At 72.1% G+C, this 21,320-nt stretch carries 23 protein-coding genes; 12 read left to right on the top strand and 11 right to left on the bottom strand.

Annotated features, from left to right (window positions below; all coding sequences use genetic code 11):
* Positions 1-26: 26 nt before the first annotated feature.
* The 4 genes from E4T13_RS04990 to E4T13_RS05005 all read left to right on the top strand — a co-directional run bounded on the left by E4T13_RS04990 (position 27) and on the right by E4T13_RS05005 (position 2,785).
* Entirely contained in the window at positions 27-278 is a 252-nt protein-coding gene (locus tag E4T13_RS04990; RefSeq protein WP_137177101.1) for a hypothetical protein, read from the top strand.
* A 36-nt stretch (positions 279-314) separates the two neighbouring features.
* Positions 315-584 (top strand): flagellar biosynthetic protein FliO, encoded by a 270-nt coding sequence (locus E4T13_RS04995; RefSeq protein ID WP_137177102.1) that lies wholly within the window; start codon positions 315-317, stop codon positions 582-584.
* Positions 581-1,300, top strand: a complete 720-nt coding sequence (fliP, locus tag E4T13_RS05000; protein ID WP_137177103.1) for a flagellar type III secretion system pore protein FliP — start codon at positions 581-583, stop codon at positions 1,298-1,300. Before E4T13_RS04995 ends, fliP begins: the two co-directional genes overlap by 4 nt.
* Before the next feature lie 69 nt (positions 1,301-1,369).
* Entirely contained in the window at positions 1,370-2,785 is a 1,416-nt protein-coding gene (locus tag E4T13_RS05005) for a hypothetical protein (RefSeq protein WP_137177104.1), read from the top strand.
* Positions 2,786-2,800: 15 nt separating this feature from the next.
* On the opposite strand, the gene speE is transcribed toward E4T13_RS05005, so the two are convergent.
* From speE to E4T13_RS05055, 9 genes are all read right to left on the bottom strand, one after another.
* Complete coding sequence (speE, locus tag E4T13_RS05010; protein ID WP_137177105.1) at positions 2,801-3,670, bottom strand: polyamine aminopropyltransferase; 870 nt, start codon at positions 3,668-3,670, stop codon at positions 2,801-2,803.
* 73 nt (positions 3,671-3,743) lie between these two features.
* Positions 3,744-4,196, bottom strand: a complete 453-nt coding sequence (speD, locus tag E4T13_RS05015; RefSeq protein ID WP_137177106.1) for an adenosylmethionine decarboxylase — start codon at positions 4,194-4,196, stop codon at positions 3,744-3,746.
* Positions 4,197-4,393: 197 nt separating this feature from the next.
* On the bottom strand, positions 4,394-7,213 hold the full coding sequence (locus E4T13_RS05020; RefSeq protein ID WP_137177107.1) for a hypothetical protein: 2,820 nt from the start codon (positions 7,211-7,213) through the stop codon (positions 4,394-4,396).
* A gap of 5 nt (positions 7,214-7,218) precedes the next feature.
* Positions 7,219-7,833 (bottom strand): protein phosphatase CheZ, encoded by a 615-nt coding sequence (locus tag E4T13_RS05025; RefSeq protein WP_137177108.1) that lies wholly within the window; start codon positions 7,831-7,833, stop codon positions 7,219-7,221.
* Entirely contained in the window at positions 7,826-8,206 is a 381-nt protein-coding gene (locus E4T13_RS05030; RefSeq protein WP_137177109.1) for a chemotaxis response regulator CheY, read from the bottom strand. Before E4T13_RS05030 ends, E4T13_RS05025 begins: the two co-directional genes overlap by 8 nt.
* Positions 8,207-8,301: 95 nt before the next feature.
* The gene (locus E4T13_RS29755) at positions 8,302-8,919 is read right to left on the bottom strand and encodes a MotE family protein (protein WP_170984810.1); all 618 of its coding nucleotides are present in this window, start codon (positions 8,917-8,919) and stop codon (positions 8,302-8,304) included.
* A 1-nt stretch (position 8,920) separates the two neighbouring features.
* Complete coding sequence (locus tag E4T13_RS05045; protein WP_137177111.1) at positions 8,921-9,349, bottom strand: DUF6468 domain-containing protein; 429 nt, start codon at positions 9,347-9,349, stop codon at positions 8,921-8,923.
* On the bottom strand, positions 9,346-10,437 hold the full coding sequence (gene fliM / locus E4T13_RS05050; RefSeq protein WP_137177112.1) for a flagellar motor switch protein FliM: 1,092 nt from the start codon (positions 10,435-10,437) through the stop codon (positions 9,346-9,348). The genes E4T13_RS05045 and fliM overlap by 4 nt, the downstream gene beginning before the upstream one ends.
* Complete coding sequence (locus tag E4T13_RS05055) at positions 10,434-10,961, bottom strand: flagellar basal body-associated FliL family protein (protein WP_137177113.1); 528 nt, start codon at positions 10,959-10,961, stop codon at positions 10,434-10,436. The genes fliM and E4T13_RS05055 overlap by 4 nt, the downstream gene beginning before the upstream one ends.
* A 195-nt stretch (positions 10,962-11,156) precedes the next feature.
* Here E4T13_RS05055 and E4T13_RS05060 point away from each other — a divergent pair, with 195 nt between their 5' ends.
* The 8 genes from E4T13_RS05060 (at position 11,157) to E4T13_RS05095 (ending at position 20,190) form a co-directional block, all read left to right on the top strand.
* A complete protein-coding gene (locus tag E4T13_RS05060) occupies positions 11,157-11,903 on the top strand; it encodes a flagellar hook-basal body complex protein (protein WP_137177114.1) in 747 nt (248 codons plus the stop codon).
* 169 nt (positions 11,904-12,072) lie between these two features.
* Positions 12,073-12,858 (top strand): flagellar basal-body rod protein FlgG, encoded by a 786-nt coding sequence (flgG, locus tag E4T13_RS05065; RefSeq protein ID WP_137177115.1) that lies wholly within the window; start codon positions 12,073-12,075, stop codon positions 12,856-12,858.
* A gap of 5 nt (positions 12,859-12,863) precedes the next feature.
* Positions 12,864-13,778, top strand: coding sequence for a flagellar basal body P-ring formation chaperone FlgA (gene flgA / locus E4T13_RS05070; RefSeq protein WP_137177116.1), 915 nt, complete (start codon positions 12,864-12,866; stop codon positions 13,776-13,778).
* 2 nt (positions 13,779-13,780) lie between these two features.
* Complete coding sequence (flgH, locus tag E4T13_RS05075) at positions 13,781-14,500, top strand: flagellar basal body L-ring protein FlgH (protein ID WP_306768307.1); 720 nt, start codon at positions 13,781-13,783, stop codon at positions 14,498-14,500.
* A gap of 66 nt (positions 14,501-14,566) precedes the next feature.
* Positions 14,567-15,397 carry a DUF1206 domain-containing protein gene (locus E4T13_RS05080; protein WP_137177118.1) on the top strand — a complete coding sequence of 277 codons (831 nt, stop codon included), beginning with the start codon at positions 14,567-14,569 and terminating at the stop codon, positions 15,395-15,397.
* 71 nt (positions 15,398-15,468) lie between these two features.
* A complete protein-coding gene (locus E4T13_RS05085; RefSeq protein ID WP_137177119.1) occupies positions 15,469-15,831 on the top strand; it encodes a hypothetical protein in 363 nt (120 codons plus the stop codon).
* Between the two features lie 13 nt (positions 15,832-15,844).
* Positions 15,845-16,573, top strand: coding sequence for an SOS response-associated peptidase (locus E4T13_RS05090; protein WP_137177120.1), 729 nt, complete (start codon positions 15,845-15,847; stop codon positions 16,571-16,573).
* A gap of 53 nt (positions 16,574-16,626) precedes the next feature.
* The gene (locus E4T13_RS05095) at positions 16,627-20,190 is read left to right on the top strand and encodes a P-loop NTPase fold protein (RefSeq protein WP_137177121.1); all 3,564 of its coding nucleotides are present in this window, start codon (positions 16,627-16,629) and stop codon (positions 20,188-20,190) included.
* 9 nt (positions 20,191-20,199) lie between these two features.
* Here E4T13_RS05095 and dksA read toward each other — a convergent pair whose 3' ends face one another.
* Complete coding sequence (dksA, locus tag E4T13_RS05100; RefSeq protein WP_137177122.1) at positions 20,200-20,616, bottom strand: RNA polymerase-binding protein DksA; 417 nt, start codon at positions 20,614-20,616, stop codon at positions 20,200-20,202.
* A gap of 159 nt (positions 20,617-20,775) precedes the next feature.
* Complete coding sequence (locus tag E4T13_RS29760) at positions 20,776-21,192, bottom strand: flagellar assembly protein FliX (protein ID WP_170984811.1); 417 nt, start codon at positions 21,190-21,192, stop codon at positions 20,776-20,778.
* Between the last annotated feature and the right edge of the window lie 128 nt (positions 21,193-21,320).

Genomic DNA, 21,320 nt, shown 5'->3' on the forward strand with positions numbered 1-21,320 from the left:
CATCCCCGCCGCGCTAGAGCAAGCGCATGTCCCGCGCGGTCCAGCATGCCGAAGCCGTTCATGCCGCCATCGCCTCGCTCGATGGCACGCTGGCCCTGGCGCGCGCGCTGGTCGAGGGCGGGCGGCGCATAGACCTCGCCGGGCTGGAGCGGGAAGCGACCTCGCTCTGCGCCGCGGTCATGGCGCTGGACGAGGCGGAGGCGAAGCGGATGCGCCCTGCCCTGCTCTCGCTGCGCAGCCAGGTGGACGGCCTCGCTGACCGCCTCGCCGCCGCCTGATCCTTCCCGAAAGGCACGCTCCAGGATGGAGACGGCATGCACGAGATCGGCTGGACCGGCCTGCTGACCGCCGGCGCGACGCTGGCGGGCATCCTTGTCGCGCTGGTGCTGGTGCTGCGCGGCGTGCGCGCGGCCGGCATCGGGCGCGGCAACCGGCGCCTGATGGTGGAGGAGGCCGTCGCGCTGGATGCCAGGCGGCGCGTGGTGCTGCTGCGCTGCGACGGGCGCAACCTGCTGCTGCTGACAGGCGGCGCGCAGGATGTGGTGCTGGGCTGGCCCGAACCGCCGTCGGAGGGCAGGCCGTGATCCGCGCGCTGGCGGTCATCGCGCTCGCCGTCCTGCCCGGCGCGGCCTTCGGGCAGAGCCTGAATCTCGATCTCGGCGAGGGCGCGGGCGCCACGGCGCGGCTGCTGCAGGTGGCGGTGCTGGTCGGCGTGCTCTCGCTGGCGCCGGCGCTGCTGGTGATGATGACGGCCTTCGCACGCATTGTGATCGTGCTGTCGCTGCTGCGCAGTGCCATCGGCGCGCCCTCCATTCCGCCGAACCCGGTGCTGATCGCGCTCGCCCTGTTCCTGACGCTCTTCGTCATGGAGCCGGCGCTGATCGCAAGCTGGGAGCAGGGCATCCAGCCGATGGCGCAAGGTCGCATCGGCGAGGTGGAGGGGCTGACCGCCGCCGCCGAGCCGTTCCGGCGCTTCATGGCCGCGCAGGTACGTGATGCCGACCTGGCGCTGTTCCTCGACCTCGGCAACATGCCCCCGGCGGCGGCGGAACAGGCGCCCTGGCGCGCGCTGATGCCGGCCTTCCTGGTCAGCGAGCTGCGCCGTGGCTTCGAGATCGGTTTCCTGCTGTTCCTGCCTTTCCTGGTGATCGACCTGGTCTGCGCCAGCGTGCTGATGTCGCTGGGCATGATGATGCTGCCGCCCACCGTGGTGGCGCTACCCTTCAAGCTGGCCTTCTTCGTGCTGGTGGATGGCTGGCGGCTGGTGGCGGGCAGCCTGGTGCAGGGCTTCGCGACCTGACCGCCCGGCGGTCTGGACAGCGCGCGCGCAAAACGCGCATCGTCGCGTCGCAGCAACATGGGCGGAGCCATGCGCCGGCTTGTCTTCCTGCTCGTCCTGCTTCTGCTGCCCGGACTCGCGCCTGCGCTGGCGCAGCCCGCGGCGGTGGCGCAGGGCCGCATCCTGTGCAGCCCGCGCGTGCCGCCGGACGAGGATTGGCGCGTCGGCTCCGGATTCATGGTGATGCGCAGCGTCGCCGAGCACCTGAACGGCAGCGCGCCGGCGCTGCGGCTGGAGAATGTGCAGCAGACCGCGAAGGCGGTGCCAACGCTGGAATTCACGCTCGTCCGCCCGGAAACCATACCTGCATCGGAATGGCGCTCCGCCTGGCTGGAGGCTGTGGCCTATCCTGCCGACCGCACGCCCGGCTCGATCGAGGAGCACGACCTGATCCGCGGATCCGTGCTGCCGCCGACGCCGGAGGACGACCGAACCCACATTACGGCGCTGTTCCCGACCATCGAACGCGGCGGCTGGCTGCCGACGAACTGGCAGGTGGTGGTCTTCGTCTGCGTGGACCCGAACTACGACCCCGCCTCGCGCCGGGTGAACGGGAAGGAGATCCGCGCCTATGCGCGCCAGCCCTTCTTCCTGTCGACGCTCCGGCTCTCCACGCTGATCGGCGTGCTCTCGGTCGCGGCGATCTATCTGGGGCTGGCGGTGGCGACGATGCAGTTGCAGTCGCGCCAGATCGCGCATGCCCAGAGCATCGGCGCGGTGGGTCGCGGCCGCGGCGCCGCGTTCTGGTACGCGATGCGGCCGACGGTGATCGCGCAGGACAGCTTCGGCGTGTGCAGCCTGTCGCGCTTCCAGGTGCTGCTGTTCACCGTCGTGGTCTCCGGCGTCTATGCCTATGTCATGGCACGCACCGGCAAGCTGCCGGAGGTTTCGAACACGGTGCTGACGCTGCTCGGCATCACGCTGACCGGCTCAACACTGGCGCGGGTCGCCGAAGGGTCCAGCATCGACACCTCGAACCGGCTGTGGCTGCTGGGCACGGGGATCGTGGATCCCTCGCCGCGGCTGCCGCGCTGGCTGGACCTTGTCTCCTCCGATGGGGAGATCGACGTGACGCGGGTTCAGGCGCTGGTGTTCAGCCTGTTCGCGGCCGGCGCGCTGGTGGTGAACGGCACCGGCGACCTGGCCAATTTCAGCATCCCCGAGCAGATCAACTACCTGATCGGCATCAGCCAGGCCGTCTATGTCGCCGGCCGCGCCCTGCCGCATGATTCCGCGCGCCGGCTGAACGAGGAGGTGCGCATGCTGCAGACGGCCGAGGCACGGGTGCTGGCCGATCCCGCCAATGCCGAGGCGCGGCAGGAATTCGAGACGGCGCGCAAGGGCATCGGTCCGACCTTGACCGATGTGTTCGGCGAGCGCTTCCGCGCGCCGCGACTGCGGCAGTTCAGGCCCGGGGACCGGGTGGCGGAGGCGGCAACTGCATAGAAGCTGCCGCGCGCTTCACCGCCGCGGCAGGTGCCGAGCGATGTAGGGCGGCAGGTTGAACGCGCCGACATGGATTTCCGGCGTCCAGTAGCCGGTCGTGTCCAGCACACCCGCCACATCCGCGCGGCGCCGGATCTCCGCCGCGTCCACGGCGCGAAGCGAAGCATCCTTCGCCGCCCAGCCCAGCGTCATGTAGCCGCCGACATAGGTCGGCACCGCCGCGACATAGGCCCAGACATCCGGGAATGACTTCTGGCGGCGCAGGGACGTCTCGCGCAGTTCCTCGGCCTGCATGGCCGGCACGCCGCACTGGTTCACGATCAGCCCGCGGTCGCTGAGGATGCGTGCGGAGTTCGCGTAGAACTCGTCGGTGAACAGCACCTCGCCGACGCCGATGGGATCGGTGCTGTCCACGATGATCGCGTCGAAACTGCCGGCCTGGGCCTGCCGGACATAGTCGATGCCATCGCCGACGATCACCTCGGCGCGCGGATCGGTCCAGGCGTCGCCGGCGATACCCGGCATGAATTCCTTCGCCAGACGGATCACCTCGCCGTCGATCTCGACCATCACGGCCTTCTCGACATTGCGGTGCTGCAGGACGCGCTTCAGCACGCCGCCATCGCCGGCGCCGATGATCAGCACGCGCTTCGCATCGCCATGCGCCAGCAGCGGCACATGGGCGATCATCTCCTGGTAGACGAACTCGTCCATCTCGGTGATCTGTACGACGCCATCCAGCAGCATGACACGGCCATGCGTGTGGCTTTCGAACAGCATGATGTCCTGGAATTCGGACTTCACGCGCGCGAGCTCCCGCTTCACCAGGAAGCGCTGGCCCCATTCGGCGTAGAGCGTCTCGTTCACCCAGGAATCGGTGGCCATCGACATCATCCCGTCACACACGAAAAGGGCCGGACCCTTCGGCCCGGCCCTCTACACGGTTCCAACCGCTGCGTCAGCCGATCAGGCCGCGCTTGTGCTCGGCAAGCTGCACCCGCTCGGGCTGGAAGCCCTTCTTGATGGCGGGCAGCGCCTTGGCAGGATCGCATTCGCCGCACATGAAGATGTCGATCGCGGCGTAGTCGCGCTCCGGCCAGGTGTGGATGGAGATGTGGCTCTCCGCCAGCACGAGCACGCCCGACACGCCGCCATTCGGCGAGAAGTGGTGGAAATGCCCGTGCAGGATCGTCGCACCGGCCGCCAGCGCACCCTCGCGCAGCGCGGCGTCGATATGGTCGGGGTCATCGAGCCGCGTCGCGCCCCAGAGGTCCACGATCAGGTGGACGCCGGCGAAGCGCAGGCCGCCGCGGTTGATGAAGTAGTCCTTCTCGACCGACCCTTGGTCGTTGTCAGTCCGGGCGTCGCTCGGCAGGTCCGAGACCATCCCCGGATGGACGAGAGCTTCCATGATTGAGGCCCCTCCAGCCAGCAGATGACCTTGGTGGCCGCGATCGGCGGCACCTCGTGGGGTCAACGGCCGGCGCATATGGGGCAGCACGGCCGGGGGCGCAAGCGAAAACGGGACCGACGGGCCGAAAAAATTGCGGGTGGCCCCTGCGGGGGACACGGGGCTTCTCCGGCGCCCCCCCGGGGGGGACCGGTGACTTACCTTGCAGCCCCGCTTCCCGGCCGCAACCGCTCCAGCTGGGCGGGCAGCAGCCGCGCCACCTCCAGCTCCCGCCGCAACCGCGGCAGGTCGCCGATGCCGCCGATCCGGCCGGCGGTGAGCAGGCCGAAGGCCTCCGCGAAGGCGCCCTCCTCCATCCGTCCGCCTTCCGCCGCGCGCAGGGCCGCGAGGCCAGGCTCGTCGCCGGCCAAGGCCAGCAGCGCCGCGGCGCGTGCCACAAGGCGGCGCGTCTCATCGTTCAGCGGTTCCGGCGCGACAGGCAGGATCCCGGCAAGATGCGACTGCATCGCCGCCGAGGCGCCGGCCCAGTCCTGGCGTGCCGCAAGCAGTTCCGCGAGTTCCGCGAACGCCGCCGGCCCGGCCTCCCGCAGCCGTGCCGCGGCGAGGTCATGCTCACCGAGCGCGGTCAGCACATGCGATTCGGTGCGCAGTCGGGCGACGCGGAGCTCCTCGGGAACCGCGGCGGCCCGCGTCTCCTCCAGCGCCTTGCGCGCGCCCGCGGCGTCCCCGGCGCCGAGCGCCAGATTGGCAAGCGACAGGCCGATGCGCGCGCGCGACTCGCCGCCCTCGGACCGCGCCAGTGCGCCTGCCAGCACGTGGCGTGCACGGTCCACCAGGTCGAGCGCGGCGAGCCGCTCCGCCAACGCGGTCAGCGCCTGCTCCGTCGGCGCACCCGGCGGCAGCAGGGCGGCGTGGGTGTCGAACAGCGCGACGGCCGCAACCGGCGGCTCCGTCTCGATGGCGGCAAGAAGCGCCGCGGCCTGCTTCGGGCGAAGCTGGGCGGCGGCATCGGCGAACACCTGCTCCGCCTCGCGCAGCGCGTCGAAGGCGCTGCGGGCCTGCCCGGCCTGCAGGCGCAGCTCCGCGAGGCGCGTGCGCGCGCGCAGTTCCTGCGCATCGCCGCGCCAGGCGGCGAGAACGGCTTCCATCGCGGCTGCCGCGCCGGCAGCGTCCACTGCGCCGGAGGCCAGGCGCAGCTCCGCGGCGCGCCGCATCGCGTTAGCGCGGGCGCGGCGGTCGCGACCGCGCGCGACGGCGTCGTAGCGCGCCAGGGCGCCCTCGGCGTCACCGGCGGCTTCCAGCAGCCGACCTTCTGCCAGCGCGAAGGCGGGCGTGTTCTCCTGACCGGCGAGCAGGCGTCGCGCCGCGGCAGCTTCGCCTCCCTCTGCCAGTGCCATCGCAGCCAGCGGCGCCAGGCGGTCGCGCAGCGGCGCCGGCCAGGCGCGCAGGATCGGCAGGGAGGCCGCGATCTGCGCCGCGCCGCCTTCCTCGCCCCGCGCGGCGGCGAACAGGCCGCGCCACAGCAGAAGCTCGTCGCTCTCGGGCAGGCGCGCATCGCGCAGGCCGTCCGCCTCGTTCAGCCGGCCGGCGACGAGTGCCGCGGCGCCGTGCAGCGCGCGGGCCTTCGGATCCTCGGCCGCGCGCGGGTCCTCGCGCATCGCCAGCGCGGCCATGGCCTGCGCTTCGGCACCGAAGCCGAGCGCGAGCAGCGCCTCCGCGGCACGCAGGCGCGGCGGGCCGCGGCCGAGCGGCGGCGCGCCGGCAATGGCCAGATTCGCGTTTCGCTCGCGCTGCACCAGCGCGGCCATCGGCTCGCCGGGCAGGTCGAACAGACGGGACAGCGCAGCAGCCGCATCCGCCGCATCCGGATCGGGACCGAGCACCAGCGCAACACCGCGGCCAGGGTCGGCGGCGAAGCCTGCGGGAAGCGCGCGCAGCGTCACGCTGTCGGCGCGCGGCAGGATGGCGGCGCCAAGGCGGGTGGGCAGCACCTCGAACGCAGCGACGCGGCGTCCGGCGGGCGTCGCCTCGCCGCCCTCCCGCACGGTGCCGACCAGGAGCGTGCCGCCGGTCTCGGGATCCAGGACGGCGACGCTGCTCGCCGGCCGGGCGGCGCGCAGCATCAGTCGCGGCGGCGGACCGGGCTCGAATTCCGGCCGGATGGAGCGCAGCGTCGGCGGCGCCTCCACCTGCTCGATCAGCCAGCCGTCGCGGTGGCGTGTGAGAAGCGGCGTGGCAAGCGCGGCGCGCGGCAGGCGCAGCACGGTCGCATGCGCGCCGCGCGTCGCCTGGGTCCCGGCCAGCGGGCCGTTGGACAGGGCGCCGATGTCGAGCGCCACCGGCGCGTCCAGCACCAGCAGCCAGGCTTCGCCGCGCGGCACGAGCGCGGCGCCGACCTCGGCGCCGGCAGGCACCAGCAGCCGGCCCGGGCTGGCCTGCACGGGTCGAGCGGCCGGTGCGGCGGCGATGTCGGTCTGCGGCACGGGCGCCTGCTCCGGCGCCGCGGCAGGCTGGACGGCGGGCGATGCCGGGGCGGGCTGCGGCGCTCGCTGCACCGGCGGCGGCGCGGATGCCGGTGCGGCTTCCTGCGGCGCAGGCCGTGGCGGCGCGCCGGGCGGCGGCGCGGCCACGGGCTGTGGTGCCGCGCGTCCCGCGGGCCTCGGCGCATCCAGCGCATCCACCACCACACGGTTGCCCAGCCGATACACGCGCGCCCGCGCGCCCGGCGCCAGCAGGATCGTCGCCGTGTCGCCCTCCGCGGCAATGTCGCGCATGTTGCGCGGCGGACGCCGGATGGAGGTGGCATCGAACGCCGCCGGCTCGGCGAAGCGCAGCACCAGCTTGCCGTCGGTTTCCTCCAGCCTGTAGCCGATGCGCTGCGGCCAGTCGAACACCAGGCGGCCATGCGCCGGATGATCGCCCACGCGCATCCGCACGGCGGTGTCCGCCCAGGCGAGCGTCGGCTTGGCCAGCGCCGGAAGCAGCAGGATCAGCAGCAGCAGGCCGGCGCGAAGCATGACGGTCAGAACTCCGACAGCAGACGGTCGATCTCGGCCTGGCTGACGCCGGCGCCGGGCAGTTGCGGGCCTTCGGCCAGGCGCCGGCCTTCGGTCACCTCGGCGGCCGGCGGGGCTTCCGGCCCGACGCGCCCTTCCAGGAAATGGCCGGTCACGTCGGCCACGCGCGCCTCGATCGCCTTCAGGGCCGTGACGACCTTGCCGATGCGCTGGCCCGTGATGTCCTGGAAGCTGCAGGCCTCGTAGATGCGGGTGATGGCGCTCTGCAGCGCGTCGGCCTCCGCCGCGCCGACGCGCCCGGCGACGCCTTCCAGCACCTCGCAGCAATCCAGGATCTCGTTGGTGGCCTGGGCTGTGTGGTGGACGATGGCGTCCAGCTCGTCCGTCGCGCTGGGGATGTGGCTGTCGGTGATGTCGTCCACCTTCAGCCGCGCGATCTCCTGCTTGGCGCGGGCGACGGTGCGGCCGAGCCCTTCCAGCTCGGCCAGCAGCGCCGCTTCCGTGGCGGTCAGGTCGCCGGCCATGCTGCCGAGCACGGCGCGCACGGCCTCCTCGATCCGTTCCGCGGTCGGCGCCTCGATCCGGTCCGCGCTGGCGGCCGCCGCCGCGCCGTCAGGCATGCACCATCACCTTCTCGATCTTCTCGCGCAGTGTCTCCGCGTTGAAGGGCTTGACGATGTAGTTGGAGACGCCGGCCTGCTTCGCCGCCACCACGTTCTCCGTCTTGCTCTCGGCGGTGATCATGATGAAGGGCGTGTGCTTCAGCTTGGGGTCCGCCCGCACCTCCTTGAGCAGGTCGAGGCCGGTCATCGGCGCCATGTTCCAGTCGCTGATCACCAGGCCGAAATTGCCGGCGCGCAGCTTGCTGAGCGCCTCCTCCCCGTCGGAGGCCTCCTCGACATTCTCGATCTCGAGCTGCTTGAGAAGGTTGCGGATGATCCGCAGCATCGTCTTGTAGTCGTCCACGATCAGGACGGGCGTGCGCTTGTCCATGCCTTTCGATCACCCTGTTGCCCAACGCGGCGCTTGCGGCGCCTGCGGTATACGTAGCCCGCGGCGGATGAACGCATCGCGAAGACGCGGCGTGGTCATTGCCTCGCCGCCTGCTGTTCCATCCGCTGCGCGCGCAGCTTCGCAAGCTCCGACGTCAGCGCGCGGGCGCGCTCCGGCCGCATGGCGCCGAGCACCGGCGCCGCCTTCGCCTCGCGCATGCGATCCACGATGGAGAGCAACACCGGCATGTCCAGCTCGTCGAAGATCAGCGCGGCGTCGCGCGGGCGCATGCCTTCATACAGCTTCACCAGCCCGCGCAGGCCGGCATCCTCGCGCGCGGCGCGTTCGCGTTCCAGCGCCTCCAGCCGGGATTGCAGCGCGGTGAGTTCCTCCACCCGCGCCATCAGCCGGCGCTCGGCGGCGGCCAGCATCACCTCGCGCTGCGCCGCCGCCTGCTCTCGCGCCTCGATCTCGGCACGGCGGGCGCGCAAAGCCTCCAGCACGGCACGTTCCGCGGCAGCCTCCGGCGCCGGCGGGGGGGCAGCCGGCGAGGGCGCCGGTGCCGCGGCAGGGGCGGCTGCCGGGGCTGCAGGCGCGGCGGCGGTGGCGGCCATCGGCGAGTTTCGGAACGGCGCCACGAGGCGCTCAGCCTTCGTGAGCACCAGCACCACGGCGGCACCGATGGCGATCCGCAGCAGGCTCGGGCGGGCCATCTCAGCGGCGGCCCTGCAGCGCGCGGAGCAGTTCGCGCTCGGCCTCGCTGCGTGCCGTGCGGTCCGGCGCAGCAGGAGCAGGCGCCGCCCCCTCCCCGGCCAGCGGCCTTGCGCGGCGCACCAGGGCATCGAGCCGATCAGCGAGTACCTCGGACCGCTCCGTGAGGAACGCGAGATCGTCGCGCAGCTTCTCCGCCGTTGCGATGCGCTCCGCGACAAGGCGGCCGGACTGCTCGGCGGTGGCGCGCAGCCGCGCGAGCGCCGCCTCGGCCGCCTCGGTCGCGCGGCCGATATCGGCGGCGCCGTCGCGCAGGTCGCCGCCGGCGCCGCGCAGCACGGCGATGCGCTTCTCCAGCCGCCAGGCGAAGGGGATGATGACCAGCAGCAGCGCGACCAGCGCGGCATGCGCGGCCCATTCCAGCATCGTCATGCGGCATCCTCCGCGGGACCGGGCGGACCCGGCCTGACCTTGTCGATCCGCACGGCCAGCCGGCTCTCGCGCCGGCCGAGCTGCGCCTCGAACAGCGCGACGTCGCCGCAGCGCAGCGCCACCGGCGCGCCGGGCGGCGTGGAGAGCAGGATGCGGTCGCCCACCTGAAGGCCGATCACCTGGCTGAGGCGCATCACCTGCTGGTCCAGCACCACGTCGAGCGCCACCTCAGTCTGGCGCAGCTCCTCCGCCAGGTGCGTCTCCCAGATGCTGTCGCGGCCGAAGCGCTCGCCCATGAATTGCTGGAGGAGAAGCTCGCGCACCGGCTCCAGCGTGGCGTAGGGCAGCAGCACTTCCAGCCGCCCGCCGCGATCCTCCATCTCGATCCGCATGCGGCTGACGACGGCGGCGTTGGACAGGCGGGAGATGGCGGCGAAGCGCGGGTTCACCTCCAGCCGGTCGAAGCGGAAATCGACCTCGCAGAGCGGCTCGAAGGCGGCCTTCAGGTCGCCCAGCACCACGCCGATCAGGCGCTCCACCAGGGTGCGCTCGATCGTGGTGTAGGGCCGGCCTTCGATACGCATCGCCGCCGTGCCGCGCCGCCCGCCGAGCAGCACGTCCACCACCGAATAGATCAGCGCGGAATCCACCACGATCAGGCCGTAGTTGTCCCACTGGTCGGCGCGGAACACCGCCAGCATCGCCGGCAGCGGGATGGAGTTCAGGTAGTCGCCGAAGCGCTGCGAGGCCATCACGTCGATGGAGATCTCGACATTGTCGGAGGTGAAGTTGCGCAGCGTGGTCGTCATCAGCCGCACCAGGCGGTCGAAGACGATCTCCAGCATCGGCAGGCGTTCGTACGCGACGAGGCCGGAGGAGATGATCCGCTCGATGCCGGACATCGCGCTCTCGCGCGAGGGGCCGGCATCGAAGCCGAGCAGGCTGTCGATCTCGGCCTGGTTCAGCACGCGCGTCGCCTCGCCGGAGCCGGCCTCGTCGTCGCCCTTCTCCTGCTCCTGGTCCACCGCCGCGCCCCAGGCGGCGGCGAGGTCCTCCTGGTCCTGGCCCCCGCCGGCCTCGCCGCTCATTGCACCAGGATCTCGACAAACAGCACGTCCGTGACGCGGGCAGGGCTCGCGGCGACGGAGGCGCGGGCGATCAGCTCCTCCCGCAGCCGGTGCGAGCCAGCGGAGCCGCGCAGCTCATCCGGGCGCACCTCCCGCAGATAGGTCGCGAACAGGTCCACCAGCCGCGGCATCGCTTCCGTCACCGCCGGCACCTGCGTGGAATCGGCGATCTCCAGCTTGGCGCGCAGCCGCACGAAGCTGGCGCGGCGACCGCTCGGCACGTTGAGGTTGGAGACGATCTCCGGCAGGTCGATGAAGGCGGGCGTGGGCGCAGGCGGCGCCTGTGCCGCAGCCTCGGCCTGCGCTTCCGGATGCGCGCCACCGATGCCGAGCAGTTTCGGCAGGATCCCGCCGAACCACAGCCCCGCGCCGATCCCCAGCAGCAGCAGCGGTGCGAGCATCAGGATCAGCTTCTTCTTGCCGCCCTTCTTCGGCGCCTCGCCGCCCTCGCCCTCCGCCTTCTTCTCCGCTTTCGCGGCCGCCATGGCTGCCCCATCCGCTTTCTGCCGACGCGACGCATCCTGCGCGGTGCAGGGTTAACGGAGGCTTTCGACAGGCGGAGCCGGATGCCGCAAGGCGGCAGAAGCTGCCGCCTGATGGGCAGGACGGGCCTGCGCATCGGTCGCGAAGGCTGGCACGGCGGTTGCGGAAGACGTCGCGAACCACTCGGAGCGCCCCGCATGGACAGCCCCGGCTACATCGTCCTCTCCCGCCTGATCGCGGCGCAACGCGCGACCTCCGTCACCGCGCACAACATCGCCAATGCCGACACGCCCGGCTTCCGCGCGCTGCGGCCGGTCTTCGGCACCGTGCTGGAGCGGCAGATGGGCGCGGAGGCACCGCGGGGCGGGCGCGACATGGCCTATGCGCAGGATCGCGCGACCTGGCGCGACGGCACCGCGGCGCCGCTCGCGCAGACCGGCAACCCGCTGGATGCCGCACTGTCCGATCAGGAGGCGTTCTTCGCCGTGGAGACCCCGCGCGGCGAGCGCTACACCCGCGCCGGCCGCTTCACGCTGGATGGCCAGGGCCGGGTCGTGGATGCGGATGGCGCGCGGGTGCTCGGCGCGGGCGGCCAGCCGCTGCAGCTCGAGCCGAATGTCGCCCGCATCGAGATCCGCGGCGACGGCACGGTCGTCACGGAGAACGGCCCGGCCGGGCAGTTGCGCGTGGTCCGCTTCGAGAACCAGCAGCGCCTGCAGGCCGAGGGCGACCGCAACTTCGCCGCCCCGGACGACATGGCGCCGCAGCCTGTGGCGCAGCCCGGCGTGGTGCAGGGTGCCGTCGAGGGCAGCAATGTCCGCCCGGTGATGGAGCTGACGCGGCTGACCGACGACATGCGCCAGTTCCAGTTCGTCGCGCAGATGGCAGAGCGCGAGGGCGAACGCCTCGGCAGCGCCGTCGACCGCATCCTCAAGCGGCGGTGAACCAACGGATGAGCCACGCCCCCACGAAAGCACCGGCGGCCCGCGACGCGGGCCGAGCCGCCGAATGGCGGCCGCGGCTGGTGCCGCGAAGCCAAGGCGGCGGAGCCGCCGCCCGGCGTCTGAGGGCACCCAAAAAGGTGCCGGCGATCCGCGCAGAGAGTGCCCGATAATGCGAAGCCTCCACATCGCCGGCACCGGCATGATGGCCCAGCAGACGAATGTCGAGGTCATCTCCAACAACATCGCGAATATGAGCACGACCGGCTACAAGCGCCGGCGCGCCGAGTTCCAGGACCTGCTGTACCAGAACCTGCGCCGCGTCGGCTCGCAGAGCGCGGATACCGGATCGGTGCTGCCCTCCGGCGCGCAGATCGGCCTCGGCGTGAAGACCGGCGCGGTCTATCGCATCACCGAACAGGGCAGCCTGAGCCAGACCGGCAACCGCTTCGACATCGCGGTGCGCGGCAACGGCTATTTCCAGGTGCAGCTTCCTTCCGGCGAGACGGCCTATACGCGGGACGGCACCTTCGCCCTCTCGCCCGAAGGCGTGATCGTCACCGCCGACGGCTTCGTCGTGCAGCCCGGCATCACCATCCCCGCCAATGCCGTGGACGTCACGATCAACGCGAATGGCGAGGTGCTGGCCAAGCTCGATGGCCAGATCGCGCCGCAGAATGTCGGCCAGATCCAGCTTGCCGTCTTCGCCAACGAGGGCGGGCTGGAAGCGGTCGGCGACAACCTGCTGCTCGCCACGCCGGGCTCAGGCGATCCGCTCCAGGGCGCGCCGGGCACGCCCGGCTACGGCCAGGTGCTGCAGGGCTTCGTCGAGACCTCCAACGTCAACGTCGTGCAGGAGATCACCAACCTGATCACCGCGCAGCGCGCCTATGAGATGAACAGCCGCGTCATCTCCGCGAGCGACGAGATGCTCTCCACCCTGTCGCGGCTGCGGTGAAGGCCATGCGCATCCTTCTGTTCGCCTTCCTTCTGCTCGCGCCGGCCGCACAGGCCGAGCAGGTCGCGCCGCGACATTTCGCGGTGGTGTCGGACGCGGTCGTGCGGCTTTCCGACCTGTTCGACCATGCCGGCCCGCGCGCCGACACCGTGCTCGGCCCCGCCCCGGCACCGGGCGCGCGGCTGGTGGTGGAAGCCGCGCAGCTCCAGGCGATCGCGCGCACGAATGGCCTGGCGTGGCGGTCGGTCGGCGCGGAGCGCGTGGTGCTGGAGCGCCCGGGCCGCGCGCTGTCGCGCGAAGAGGTGCTGGTTGCGCTGCGGACCGCGCTGCGCAGCCAGGGCCTCGATGAGGAGGACGAGGTCGAGCTGCCCGGCTTCAGCCCGCCGATGGTGCCCGAACAGGCCTTCGTGCAACTCGCCGTGGAAGGCGCCGTGCTCGATCCCGCGGCGGGCCGTTTCGCCGCGACGCTGGCCATCGTGGCGGAAGGGATTCCGACGCAGCGCCTGCGCCTTGCCGGTCGCGCGGTTCGGATGGCGCCGATGCTGGTGGCGGCGCGACGGCTTCCGGCGGGCGAGGCGATCCGCCCCGGCGATGTGCGGGTGATCCGCGTGCCGGCTTCCCGCCTGCGGCCGGGCGCGGCGCAGGCGATGGAGACGGTGGTCGGCCAGGCGTTGCGCCGGCCGGCAGCCGCGGAACAGCCGCTGCTGGTCTCCGACCTCGCCCGGCCCGTGGCAGTGGAGCGCGGCCAGACCGTGACCATGCTCTACGAGATCCCCGGCATGACGCTGACCGCACTGGGCCGCGCGATGGATTCCGCGCCACGCGGCGGTGCGGTGCCGGTGATGAACCTGTCGAGCCGCGCCGTGGTCCAGGCCGAGGCGCTCGGCGGAGGGCGCGTGCGCGTCGGAGGAGCCCGATGAGGATGGGCGCGCTTTTCCTCGCCGCGCTGGCGCTGGCCGGCTGCGAGCGGCTGAGCGAAGTGGGCCGCGCGCCCGCCCTCGCCGGCATCGACAACCCCACGAGCGACCCGCGCTGGCGCCAGGTGAGCATGCCCATGCCCTCGCTGGAGACGCCGCATGTCACGGCGAACTCGCTCTGGCGGCCGGGCAGCCGCACCTTCCTGCGCGACCAGCGCGCGGCACAGCCCGGCGACCTCGTCACGGTGCTGGTCTCCATCCAGGACCAGGCGCAGCTCCGCAACGAGACGGAGCGCGAGAGGCTGGGCACGGATTCCTTCGGCGTGCCGCAGCTTCTCGGCCTCGAGGCATCCTTCACGCGCATCTTCCCCAACACCATCGACCCGTCGCGGCTGGTGGAGACGCGGGGGGCGCAGAATGCCAGCGGCAGCGGCACGATCCGCCGCAACGAAAGCGTGACGCTCCGCGTCGCCGCGACCGTGGTGCAGGTGCTGCCGAACGGCAATCTGGTGGTCACCGGCCGGCAGCAGGTGCGGGTGAACAGCGAGCTGCGCGACATGACCGTCAGCGGCATCATCCGCCCCGCCGACATCGCCAGCGACAACACCGTGCGGCACGACCGGCTGGCCGAGGCGCGCATCGCCTATGGCGGCCGCGGCACCATCAGCGACGTGCAGCGCCCGCGCGTGGGCCAGGAGGTGCTGGACATCATCCTGCCGTTCTGACGGACAATGGAACCGCCCAGCTTCCGCAGCCGTTGCAGCAAGTGGAAAGCAGCGCGGGGAGGCAGGATGCCGGGCACGCAGGAGCGTCTGGAGCTGCTTGCGCGCCTGGGCTACGCCGCGCGCGGGATGGTCAGCCTGATCATCGGCGGCCTTGCCCTGCTGGCCGCCTTCGGCCGCGGCGGCGGCACCACCGGTTCGCGCGGCGCCCTGCAGACGCTCATGGCACAGCCGCTCGGCGTGATCCTGCTTGGGATCGTCGCTGTCGGCCTGTTCGGCTTCGCGCTGTGGCGCCTGTTCCAGTCGGTCATGGATGCGGATGGACGCGGCACGTCGTGGAAGGCCATCGGCGTGCGGATCGGCCAAGCCATCTCCGCCGCGATCTATGTGAGCCTCGGGGCGTTCGCGGCGAGCCTGGTGCTCGGGCTGGGCAAGGCGCAGGCGAATGACGACGCGGCGCGCGACTGGACCGCCTGGCTGATGGCGCAGCCTTTCGGCTACTGGATCGTCGGTGCGGGTGGCATTGCCGTGGCCGGCATCGGGCTCGCCATGGCGCGCAAGGCCTGGACCGCGTCCTTCCGGCGGGAGCTTGCGGGCGATGCGCCATCCTGGGTGATACCGCTCGGACGGCTCGGCTTCGCCGCACGCGCCATCGTCTTCCTGGTGATCGGTGGGTTCCTGCTTGTCGCTGCCTGGACGTCCAATCCCGACCAGGCGCGCGGGCTGGGCGGCGCCTTGGCGGCGTTGCAGGCGCAACCTTTCGGGCAGGCGCTCTTCGCGTTGGTCGCGTTGGGCCTTGCAGCCTTCGGTGCCTTCCAGTTCGCCGAGGCGCGCTATCGCCATATCGGCGCGCCCGATCCACGTAGCGTCGCCGCCGCGGCGAAGGCGCGCCTGGCCTGATCGCATGGCTGCTCTTGACGCCGGCCGCCGGCACCTTTCGTAAGGGCGCTGGGCAGGCCGGAGAATGCAGGATGAACACGGCGGCGATCGTCGCGCTGGTGGCGACCATCGGTCTCGGCTTCGTGACGGGCGCGCTGTATCTGATGCGGGCGCGGCGCAAGCGGCTGAAGGATCTGCACCTGATCGCTGCGCTGGCGGCCAGCGCGCTGGTGCTGGCCGCGGTCCTCCTCGCGCCGCCACCGAACCTGCCGGGACCGGCGGGCGTGCTGCCCATCGCGCTCGTCGGCATCGCCACCGCGGCAGGCTGGGGCGCGTGGAAGCTGGCGCGGGGATCCAAGGCACGGGGCGAGTTGGTGCTGTTCGCCCATATCGTGCTGGGTATTGCCGGCTTCTTCGTGTTCCTCGCCTGGGCGAAATCGGTCTCGGCGGCCTGAAAGGTCTGGGCAGATGTGCGGCCGCTTCTTCCTGCAACGCGACCCCGCCGGGCTTGCCCGCTATTTCGAGACGGTGAACCCCACGCCGAACCACGCGGCGTCCTGGAATGTCGCGCCAACCCAGACCTCGCTGGTGGTGCGGCGGCATCCCGAACGCGGCGAGCGCCACCTCGATGCGCTGCGCTGGGGGCTGGTGCCGCGCTGGGCGAAGGACACGAAGGACGCGGCCAAGCTGATGAACGCCCGCAGCGAAGGCATCGCCGAGAAGCCCAGCTTCCGCGACGCCTTCTCCAAGCGCCGCTGCCTGGTGCCGATGGACGGCTTCTACGAATGGCGCAAGGACGAGGCCGGTGGGCGGCAGGCCTATGCGGTCGCGCTCGCCTCCGGCGAGCCGATGGCCGTCGCCGGGCTGTGGGAAGGCTGGAAGTCGCCGGAGGGCGAATGGCTCCGGACTTTCACCGTCATCACCACGGAGGCCAACGGCAAGCAGGCGCTGGTGCATCACCGCATGCCGGTGATCCTGGCGCCGGAGACCTGGGACGCCTGGCTCGGCGCCGAGCCGGCGGAACCGGCCGACCTGCTGGAATTGCTGGTGCCCTGCCCGGAGGAGGAACTGGCGATCTGGCCGGTGGACAACCGCGTCGGCCGCGTGGCGGAGAACGATGCGCGGCTGCTGGCGCGCGATCCGCTGGCGCAACCGCCGCCGGGGCTGGATGATCCCGTGCCTGATCTGAACGGGTAGGCAGCGGCGGCGCGGCATCGCTAAGCTTCCCGCCGAAGAACGGGAGCGCCGCCATGGATGCGCCGAACAGCGCGACGCCTGAGCTGCCCGTGCCGGTTTACTACCCCGCCGAGGATGTCATCCGCCTGGCCGCCTGGTATGGCGCCGCAACATCAGACGACGTCTTTGTCAGCTACACGAGCCTGCTGCTCGGCCTGCTGTACGCCCCGCACTCCGAGCAGGGGCAGTGGATCTACGAAGCGCGCCGGCTGCTGGACATCGCGGCGATCAAGGGCTCCCGCCCAGGGCTCGAGCGGATTTCGGATCGGGGGGACGGCAGCGACCCCGACACGCTTGCCGGCAATCCCGGCTGGCCGACGGGACGCCCGATGTTCTCCGCTTCCGCCCGAAGTGTCCTGCAGGAGGCGTACCGGCGTGCGCGGGCCGAGGGAGGCGAGGAAGCCCGCGTCTTTCCCATCCACATCATGGCGAGCTACCTCTTCGCGATCCCGCGCGCCCATGTCCGGCAGGCCGAGGCCTGGGGCTTCGCCGAGGCGGCGCGCGTGCTTGGCCCGGCGCTGGAGCCCATCGCAGGGACCAGCACGACGCCCACCGACCTGCCCGGCTACGACGCCGAAGCCAGCACCGTGCTCCGCGTCGCCTTTGTGCTCGCACGGCGCCGCAAGGATTCGAAGCGCGCCCTGCTTCGATCGTCCGGCCTTCTCGTCGCCCTGGCCGAGAGCGCACTGCTCCTGGCGGACCGAGATGCCGCGGCGCTCACGATGTTGCGGGGCATGCTCGGCGCCGATCCCGACTACGTGGCCAAGCGCGACGCTGCCTTCGATATTCCGGCCGACCTCGGCGCGGCTGCTGCTGCGGCAGGTAGCGACTTTCCGCCGCTCAGCGACAATGTCGGGCCGATCCTGCGCGATGCAGCGCGCCTCGTCACGAAAACGAGGCGGCGGCCGGAAGTAGGAGTCCGACACCTTCTCGCCGCGCTGATCGCGCTGCCCGATGGCTCCGACCGGAACAGCAACGCGCGCACGCAGCTCCTGGAAGCCGGAGTCGACACGGACGAGTTGCGCGAAGCCTTGATGCGCATCATCCGTGATCGCCACCCTTGGGACAATCTGGAGGCTTGGCACCACGTACTCATCGGCAGCAGCGTGCCGGTGATCGCGACCGCGCGGCCGGACGTGATCCCCGACGATCCGCGCTTGGAGGACACGCTGGACCTGCGGCGCTACGGCGACGCAATCGGCGCGCTGATCGCCGCGCGCGACCAGAAGCCGCCGCTCTCCATCGCGGTGTTCGGTCCCTGGGGCTCGGGCAAGTCCTTCTTCATGCGCATGATCCGCGCGGCGGTGCGGGACTTCGAGGCCGCCGGCAAGGCAGCCGCGCGGCAGGGTGAGCCGACGCCCTTCCTAGGCCGTATCGTGCAGATCGAGTTCAACGCCTGGCACTACGCCGAAGGCAACCTCTGGGCGAGCCTGGTCCACGCCATCCTGGAGGGGCTGGAGGCGGCGATGTCGCCGGTGCGGGAACGCTCCGCCTTCCAGGACATGCTCGACCGGCTCAAACTGCAGGAAGCCGCCAAGCTGATCGCCGAGGCGCGACTGCAGGAAGCGGAGCAGCGCCTGGCCGAAAGCCGCGCCGCGCTGGCGCAGGCCGAGCAGGCGGCAACCGCGCGTCGCGTGAAGGAGACCGGCGTGCCCACCGCGGGCGAGGTGCTGCAGGCCGTGCAGGCAGAGGCGCTGCAGGTGTTGCGCCCCGCGGGTACCGAGCAGGATTCGGCCGCCTGGATCGCCAGCGTCGGCGCCAGCGTGGAGAAGGCCGCCACCTATCTCGGCCGGCCGGAACTGGCGCGCCAGGTGCCCGCGCTGGTCGGCGCGACGCAGGACATGGCCGGCGCCACCGCGGCGATGCAGGTGAAGATCGGCGAGGTGCGCGAATTGCTGGACGAGGCGCAGGCCAGCGCGGGCCGCGGTGCCTCCCTGCTCGGCTGGCTCGCCCATGCGCGCGTGTCGACGGAGCGGCTCGTGCTCGGCGTGCTGGTCTGCGGCATCCTGCTCGTCGGGCTGATCGGGCTGGCGTTGGAGATGGAGCGGCGCGGCGCGGAGATCGCGGCGACCGTCAGCGCCATCGCGGCACTGGTCACGCCGGTGCTGGCGGCGATGACGGCCGGGATCGGCTGGGCGCGCCGCCACCTCGCAGACGCCACGCGAGCCTTCGCCGTGCTGGGCAGCATCCGCGAGCGGGTGGAGGCACGGCAGGCGCAGCGCCTGTCGGAACGCGAGGCCGAGCTGAGCGCCGCGCGCCGTGCCACGGCGGAAGCGGAGGCTGAGGCGGCGCGGCGGCGTGCGGAGGTCGATGCCGCCGCGGTCGCCGTGGCCAAGGCGCGGGAGGATCTGACCGCCGCGACCTCGGCCGAGCGGCTGAAGCGCTTCGTCGCCCAGCGCCTGGCGGAGGGCGACTACCAGCGGCATCTCGGCCTGATCCACACCATCCGCAGCGACCTCGAGCAGTTGCAGGCGCTGCTGACAAGCGTGCATCCGCGCGAGGCGGAGGCCGGCGCAGAGCCGCCGGTCGAGCGCATCGTGCTCTACATCGACGACCTCGACCGCTGCCCGCCGGCACGTGTGGTGGAGGTGCTGGAGGCGGTGCATCTGCTGCTCGCCTTCCCGCTCTTCGTGGTGGTGGTGGGGGTGGATGTGCGCTGGGTGGCGCAGGCGCTGCGCGACCGCTACCCGCTGCAGCTTGGCGACGCGCCGGGCATCGCCTCGCCGATCGACTACCTGGAGAAGGTGTTCCAGATCCCCTTCTGGCTGCCGGCGATGGACGCGGCGGCGGGCCGGCGGCTGCTCGATTCGGCCGTCGGTGCCGCGGCCGCGCCGAGCCCCGATCCCGAGGCCGCCCGCGGGCGCGCTCCGCCGCGCACGGGCACCGGACTGCCAGGCGAGGCGGCGTTGCTGTCGAAGGACACGGCAGGGACGGCCGAGACCGCCTCGTCGGCCCGCGGTGGCGCATCGGCGCCGCCGGCCTCGCCCGCAGCGGAGCCGCAGGCGGTTGCGGAAGCGCTGCAACTCGGCCGCCGTGAACGCGAGCAGCTTCTCGCCATGGCCGGCGCCATCGGCGCCTCGCCGCGCCGGGCGAAGCGATTCGCGAATCTCTACCGCCTGCTGAAGGCAAGCCTGTCGCCGGCGGAGCGGCGCGGCTTCGCGCTGGATGGCGGGCGCACCGGCAGCTACGCCGCCGCGATGATCCTGCTGGCGCTGTCCACCGGCGCGCCGCGCACGGCAATGGCGCTGAGCACGCGGCTTGCGGCGACCCAGGGCGGCGACCTCGCGCCGATCCTCGATACGGCGGTGGCCGAGGCGCCGGCCGAGGAAGCCCCGGCCGCGCTTGCTGCGCTGCAACAGCTTATGGCGGTCGCCGACCAGCCAGCCTTGCAGCGGGATCTCTGCTTCTGGGCCTCGCGGGTCACGCGCTTCAACTTCGACGGCCGTGCGCCGGCCCCTGCGAAGCGGGAACCGGTCAATGCAGTTCCGTCGCCCCCTGCCACGCCAGCCCCTGCCAAGCCCGTTCCTGCCACGCCAGCCCGGTCCAGGGCGTCCCGGCGGAACAAGGCGGAGGGGTGAGCGCGCCGCTCAATCGTCGCGGTGAACGCGTTCCATGCGCTCGTGGCGCTCCTGCGCCTCGATGGACAGCGTCGCGATCGGACGGGCTTCGAGGCGGCGGAGACCGATCGGCTCGCCGGTCTCTTCGCAATAGCCGTAGGTGCCGTTCTCGATGCGCTCCAGCGCCTGATCGATCTTGCTGATCAGCTTGCGCGCCCGGTCGCGGGTGCGGAGTTCCAGGGCCCGGTCCGTCTCGACGCTCGCACGATCCGTCAGGTCCGCCTCGGCGATGCCGCCCTCGCCCAGGCTGTGCAGCGTCTCGCCCGCCTCGCGCAACAACTCGCCACGCCAGCGCAGAAGCTTCTGGCGGAAATATTCGAGTTGTAGCGAGTTCATGAACTCTTCGTCGGAAGACGGTCGGTAATCGGGCGGCAAGGTGACGAGCATGGCACGGTCTTCCCCAGCCCCCTCCGGCCATGGCCCGGCGCCCGGCCGGCGGAGGCGGCCGGACCATAGTGGCGGGACTGGGGCAGAGACAAGCCCTGTCTCCGCGGCAAGTTGCTGATCTGCGCGCCTTTTCACGCAAGTGCCGCGGATCGGCGCAGATCAGCGCGTTGGCCGGGCCGTTGCTGCCCGACGGCGCGCCAGTTCCACCCGCGCGCGCAGCAGGATCTCGGCCAGGAGCGGCTTCAGCGCCGGATCGGCGCATGCGGTCCCGGAAGCGGCTAGCCGCGCCAGGCGCTCCAGCCGCGCCGGATCGGCCGCACCGCGCAGCAGATCGAGTTGCAGGTCGCGGAGTTCCTCGAGCGCCATGGCGGCGCGGCGCGCTGGCGGATCCTGCGGCTGCCGCCGCCCGCCGGAATCCTCCTGCATGGCGAGGAGCGCGGCCACGCTCCCGCTCGCGCTCGCCGCTCCGGCAGCCTCGGTGGACGGAAAGTCCGGCAGCGCGAATCCGCCGCCCATGCGTGGCGTGCGGCGCGACGCGACCGCCGCCGCCGGCGCAATCCCGCTGATCCCCTTCACCGCCTCATCCCGTCGATCACGCCCGCCCTTCCCTGCCGCCTTGCGGCACCGTCTGCCTTCACCCCGGCAGGAGATGCCGCCCCTGGCCGCGCCGGCACTGGCACGCCGGTTGCGGAGGGATGCTCCGG

It is taken from the genome of Roseomonas sp. AR75 (assembly GCF_005222815.1).
Taxonomy (GTDB): Bacteria; Pseudomonadota; Alphaproteobacteria; order Acetobacterales; family Acetobacteraceae; genus Falsiroseomonas.

What these genes read in the sequence shown, in the direction of transcription:
- E4T13_RS05080 (WP_137177118.1), top strand. Translation starts at nt 14,567, where the DNA reads ATGCCGGGCACGCAGGAGCGTCTGGAGCTGCTTGCGCGCCTGGGCTAC.
- flgG (WP_137177115.1), top strand. Translation starts at nt 12,073, where the DNA reads ATGCGAAGCCTCCACATCGCCGGCACCGGCATGATGGCCCAGCAGACG.
- dksA (WP_137177122.1), bottom strand. Translation starts at nt 20,616, where the DNA reads ATGCTCGTCACCTTGCCGCCCGATTACCGACCGTCTTCCGACGAAGAG.
- E4T13_RS05025 (WP_137177108.1), bottom strand. Translation starts at nt 7,833, where the DNA reads ATGCCTGACGGCGCGGCGGCGGCCGCCAGCGCGGACCGGATCGAGGCG.
- speE (WP_137177105.1), bottom strand. Translation starts at nt 3,670, where the DNA reads ATGGCCACCGATTCCTGGGTGAACGAGACGCTCTACGCCGAATGGGGC.
- E4T13_RS05090 (WP_137177120.1), top strand. Translation starts at nt 15,845, where the DNA reads ATGTGCGGCCGCTTCTTCCTGCAACGCGACCCCGCCGGGCTTGCCCGC.
- flgH (WP_306768307.1), top strand. Translation starts at nt 13,781, where the DNA reads ATGGGCGCGCTTTTCCTCGCCGCGCTGGCGCTGGCCGGCTGCGAGCGG.
- E4T13_RS05085 (WP_137177119.1), top strand. Translation starts at nt 15,469, where the DNA reads ATGAACACGGCGGCGATCGTCGCGCTGGTGGCGACCATCGGTCTCGGC.
- E4T13_RS05005 (WP_137177104.1), top strand. Translation starts at nt 1,370, where the DNA reads ATGCGCCGGCTTGTCTTCCTGCTCGTCCTGCTTCTGCTGCCCGGACTC.
- E4T13_RS05020 (WP_137177107.1), bottom strand. Translation starts at nt 7,213, where the DNA reads ATGCTTCGCGCCGGCCTGCTGCTGCTGATCCTGCTGCTTCCGGCGCTG.
- speD (WP_137177106.1), bottom strand. Translation starts at nt 4,196, where the DNA reads ATGGAAGCTCTCGTCCATCCGGGGATGGTCTCGGACCTGCCGAGCGAC.
- E4T13_RS04990 (WP_137177101.1), top strand. Translation starts at nt 27, where the DNA reads ATGTCCCGCGCGGTCCAGCATGCCGAAGCCGTTCATGCCGCCATCGCC.
- E4T13_RS05030 (WP_137177109.1), bottom strand. Translation starts at nt 8,206, where the DNA reads ATGGACAAGCGCACGCCCGTCCTGATCGTGGACGACTACAAGACGATG.
- fliM (WP_137177112.1), bottom strand. Translation starts at nt 10,437, where the DNA reads ATGAGCGGCGAGGCCGGCGGGGGCCAGGACCAGGAGGACCTCGCCGCC.
- E4T13_RS05060 (WP_137177114.1), top strand. Translation starts at nt 11,157, where the DNA reads ATGGACAGCCCCGGCTACATCGTCCTCTCCCGCCTGATCGCGGCGCAA.
- flgA (WP_137177116.1), top strand. Translation starts at nt 12,864, where the DNA reads ATGCGCATCCTTCTGTTCGCCTTCCTTCTGCTCGCGCCGGCCGCACAG.
- E4T13_RS04995 (WP_137177102.1), top strand. Translation starts at nt 315, where the DNA reads ATGCACGAGATCGGCTGGACCGGCCTGCTGACCGCCGGCGCGACGCTG.
- E4T13_RS05055 (WP_137177113.1), bottom strand. Translation starts at nt 10,961, where the DNA reads ATGGCGGCCGCGAAAGCGGAGAAGAAGGCGGAGGGCGAGGGCGGCGAG.
- E4T13_RS05045 (WP_137177111.1), bottom strand. Translation starts at nt 9,349, where the DNA reads ATGACGATGCTGGAATGGGCCGCGCATGCCGCGCTGGTCGCGCTGCTG.
- E4T13_RS05095 (WP_137177121.1), top strand. Translation starts at nt 16,627, where the DNA reads ATGGATGCGCCGAACAGCGCGACGCCTGAGCTGCCCGTGCCGGTTTAC.
- E4T13_RS29755 (WP_170984810.1), bottom strand. Translation starts at nt 8,919, where the DNA reads ATGGCCCGCCCGAGCCTGCTGCGGATCGCCATCGGTGCCGCCGTGGTG.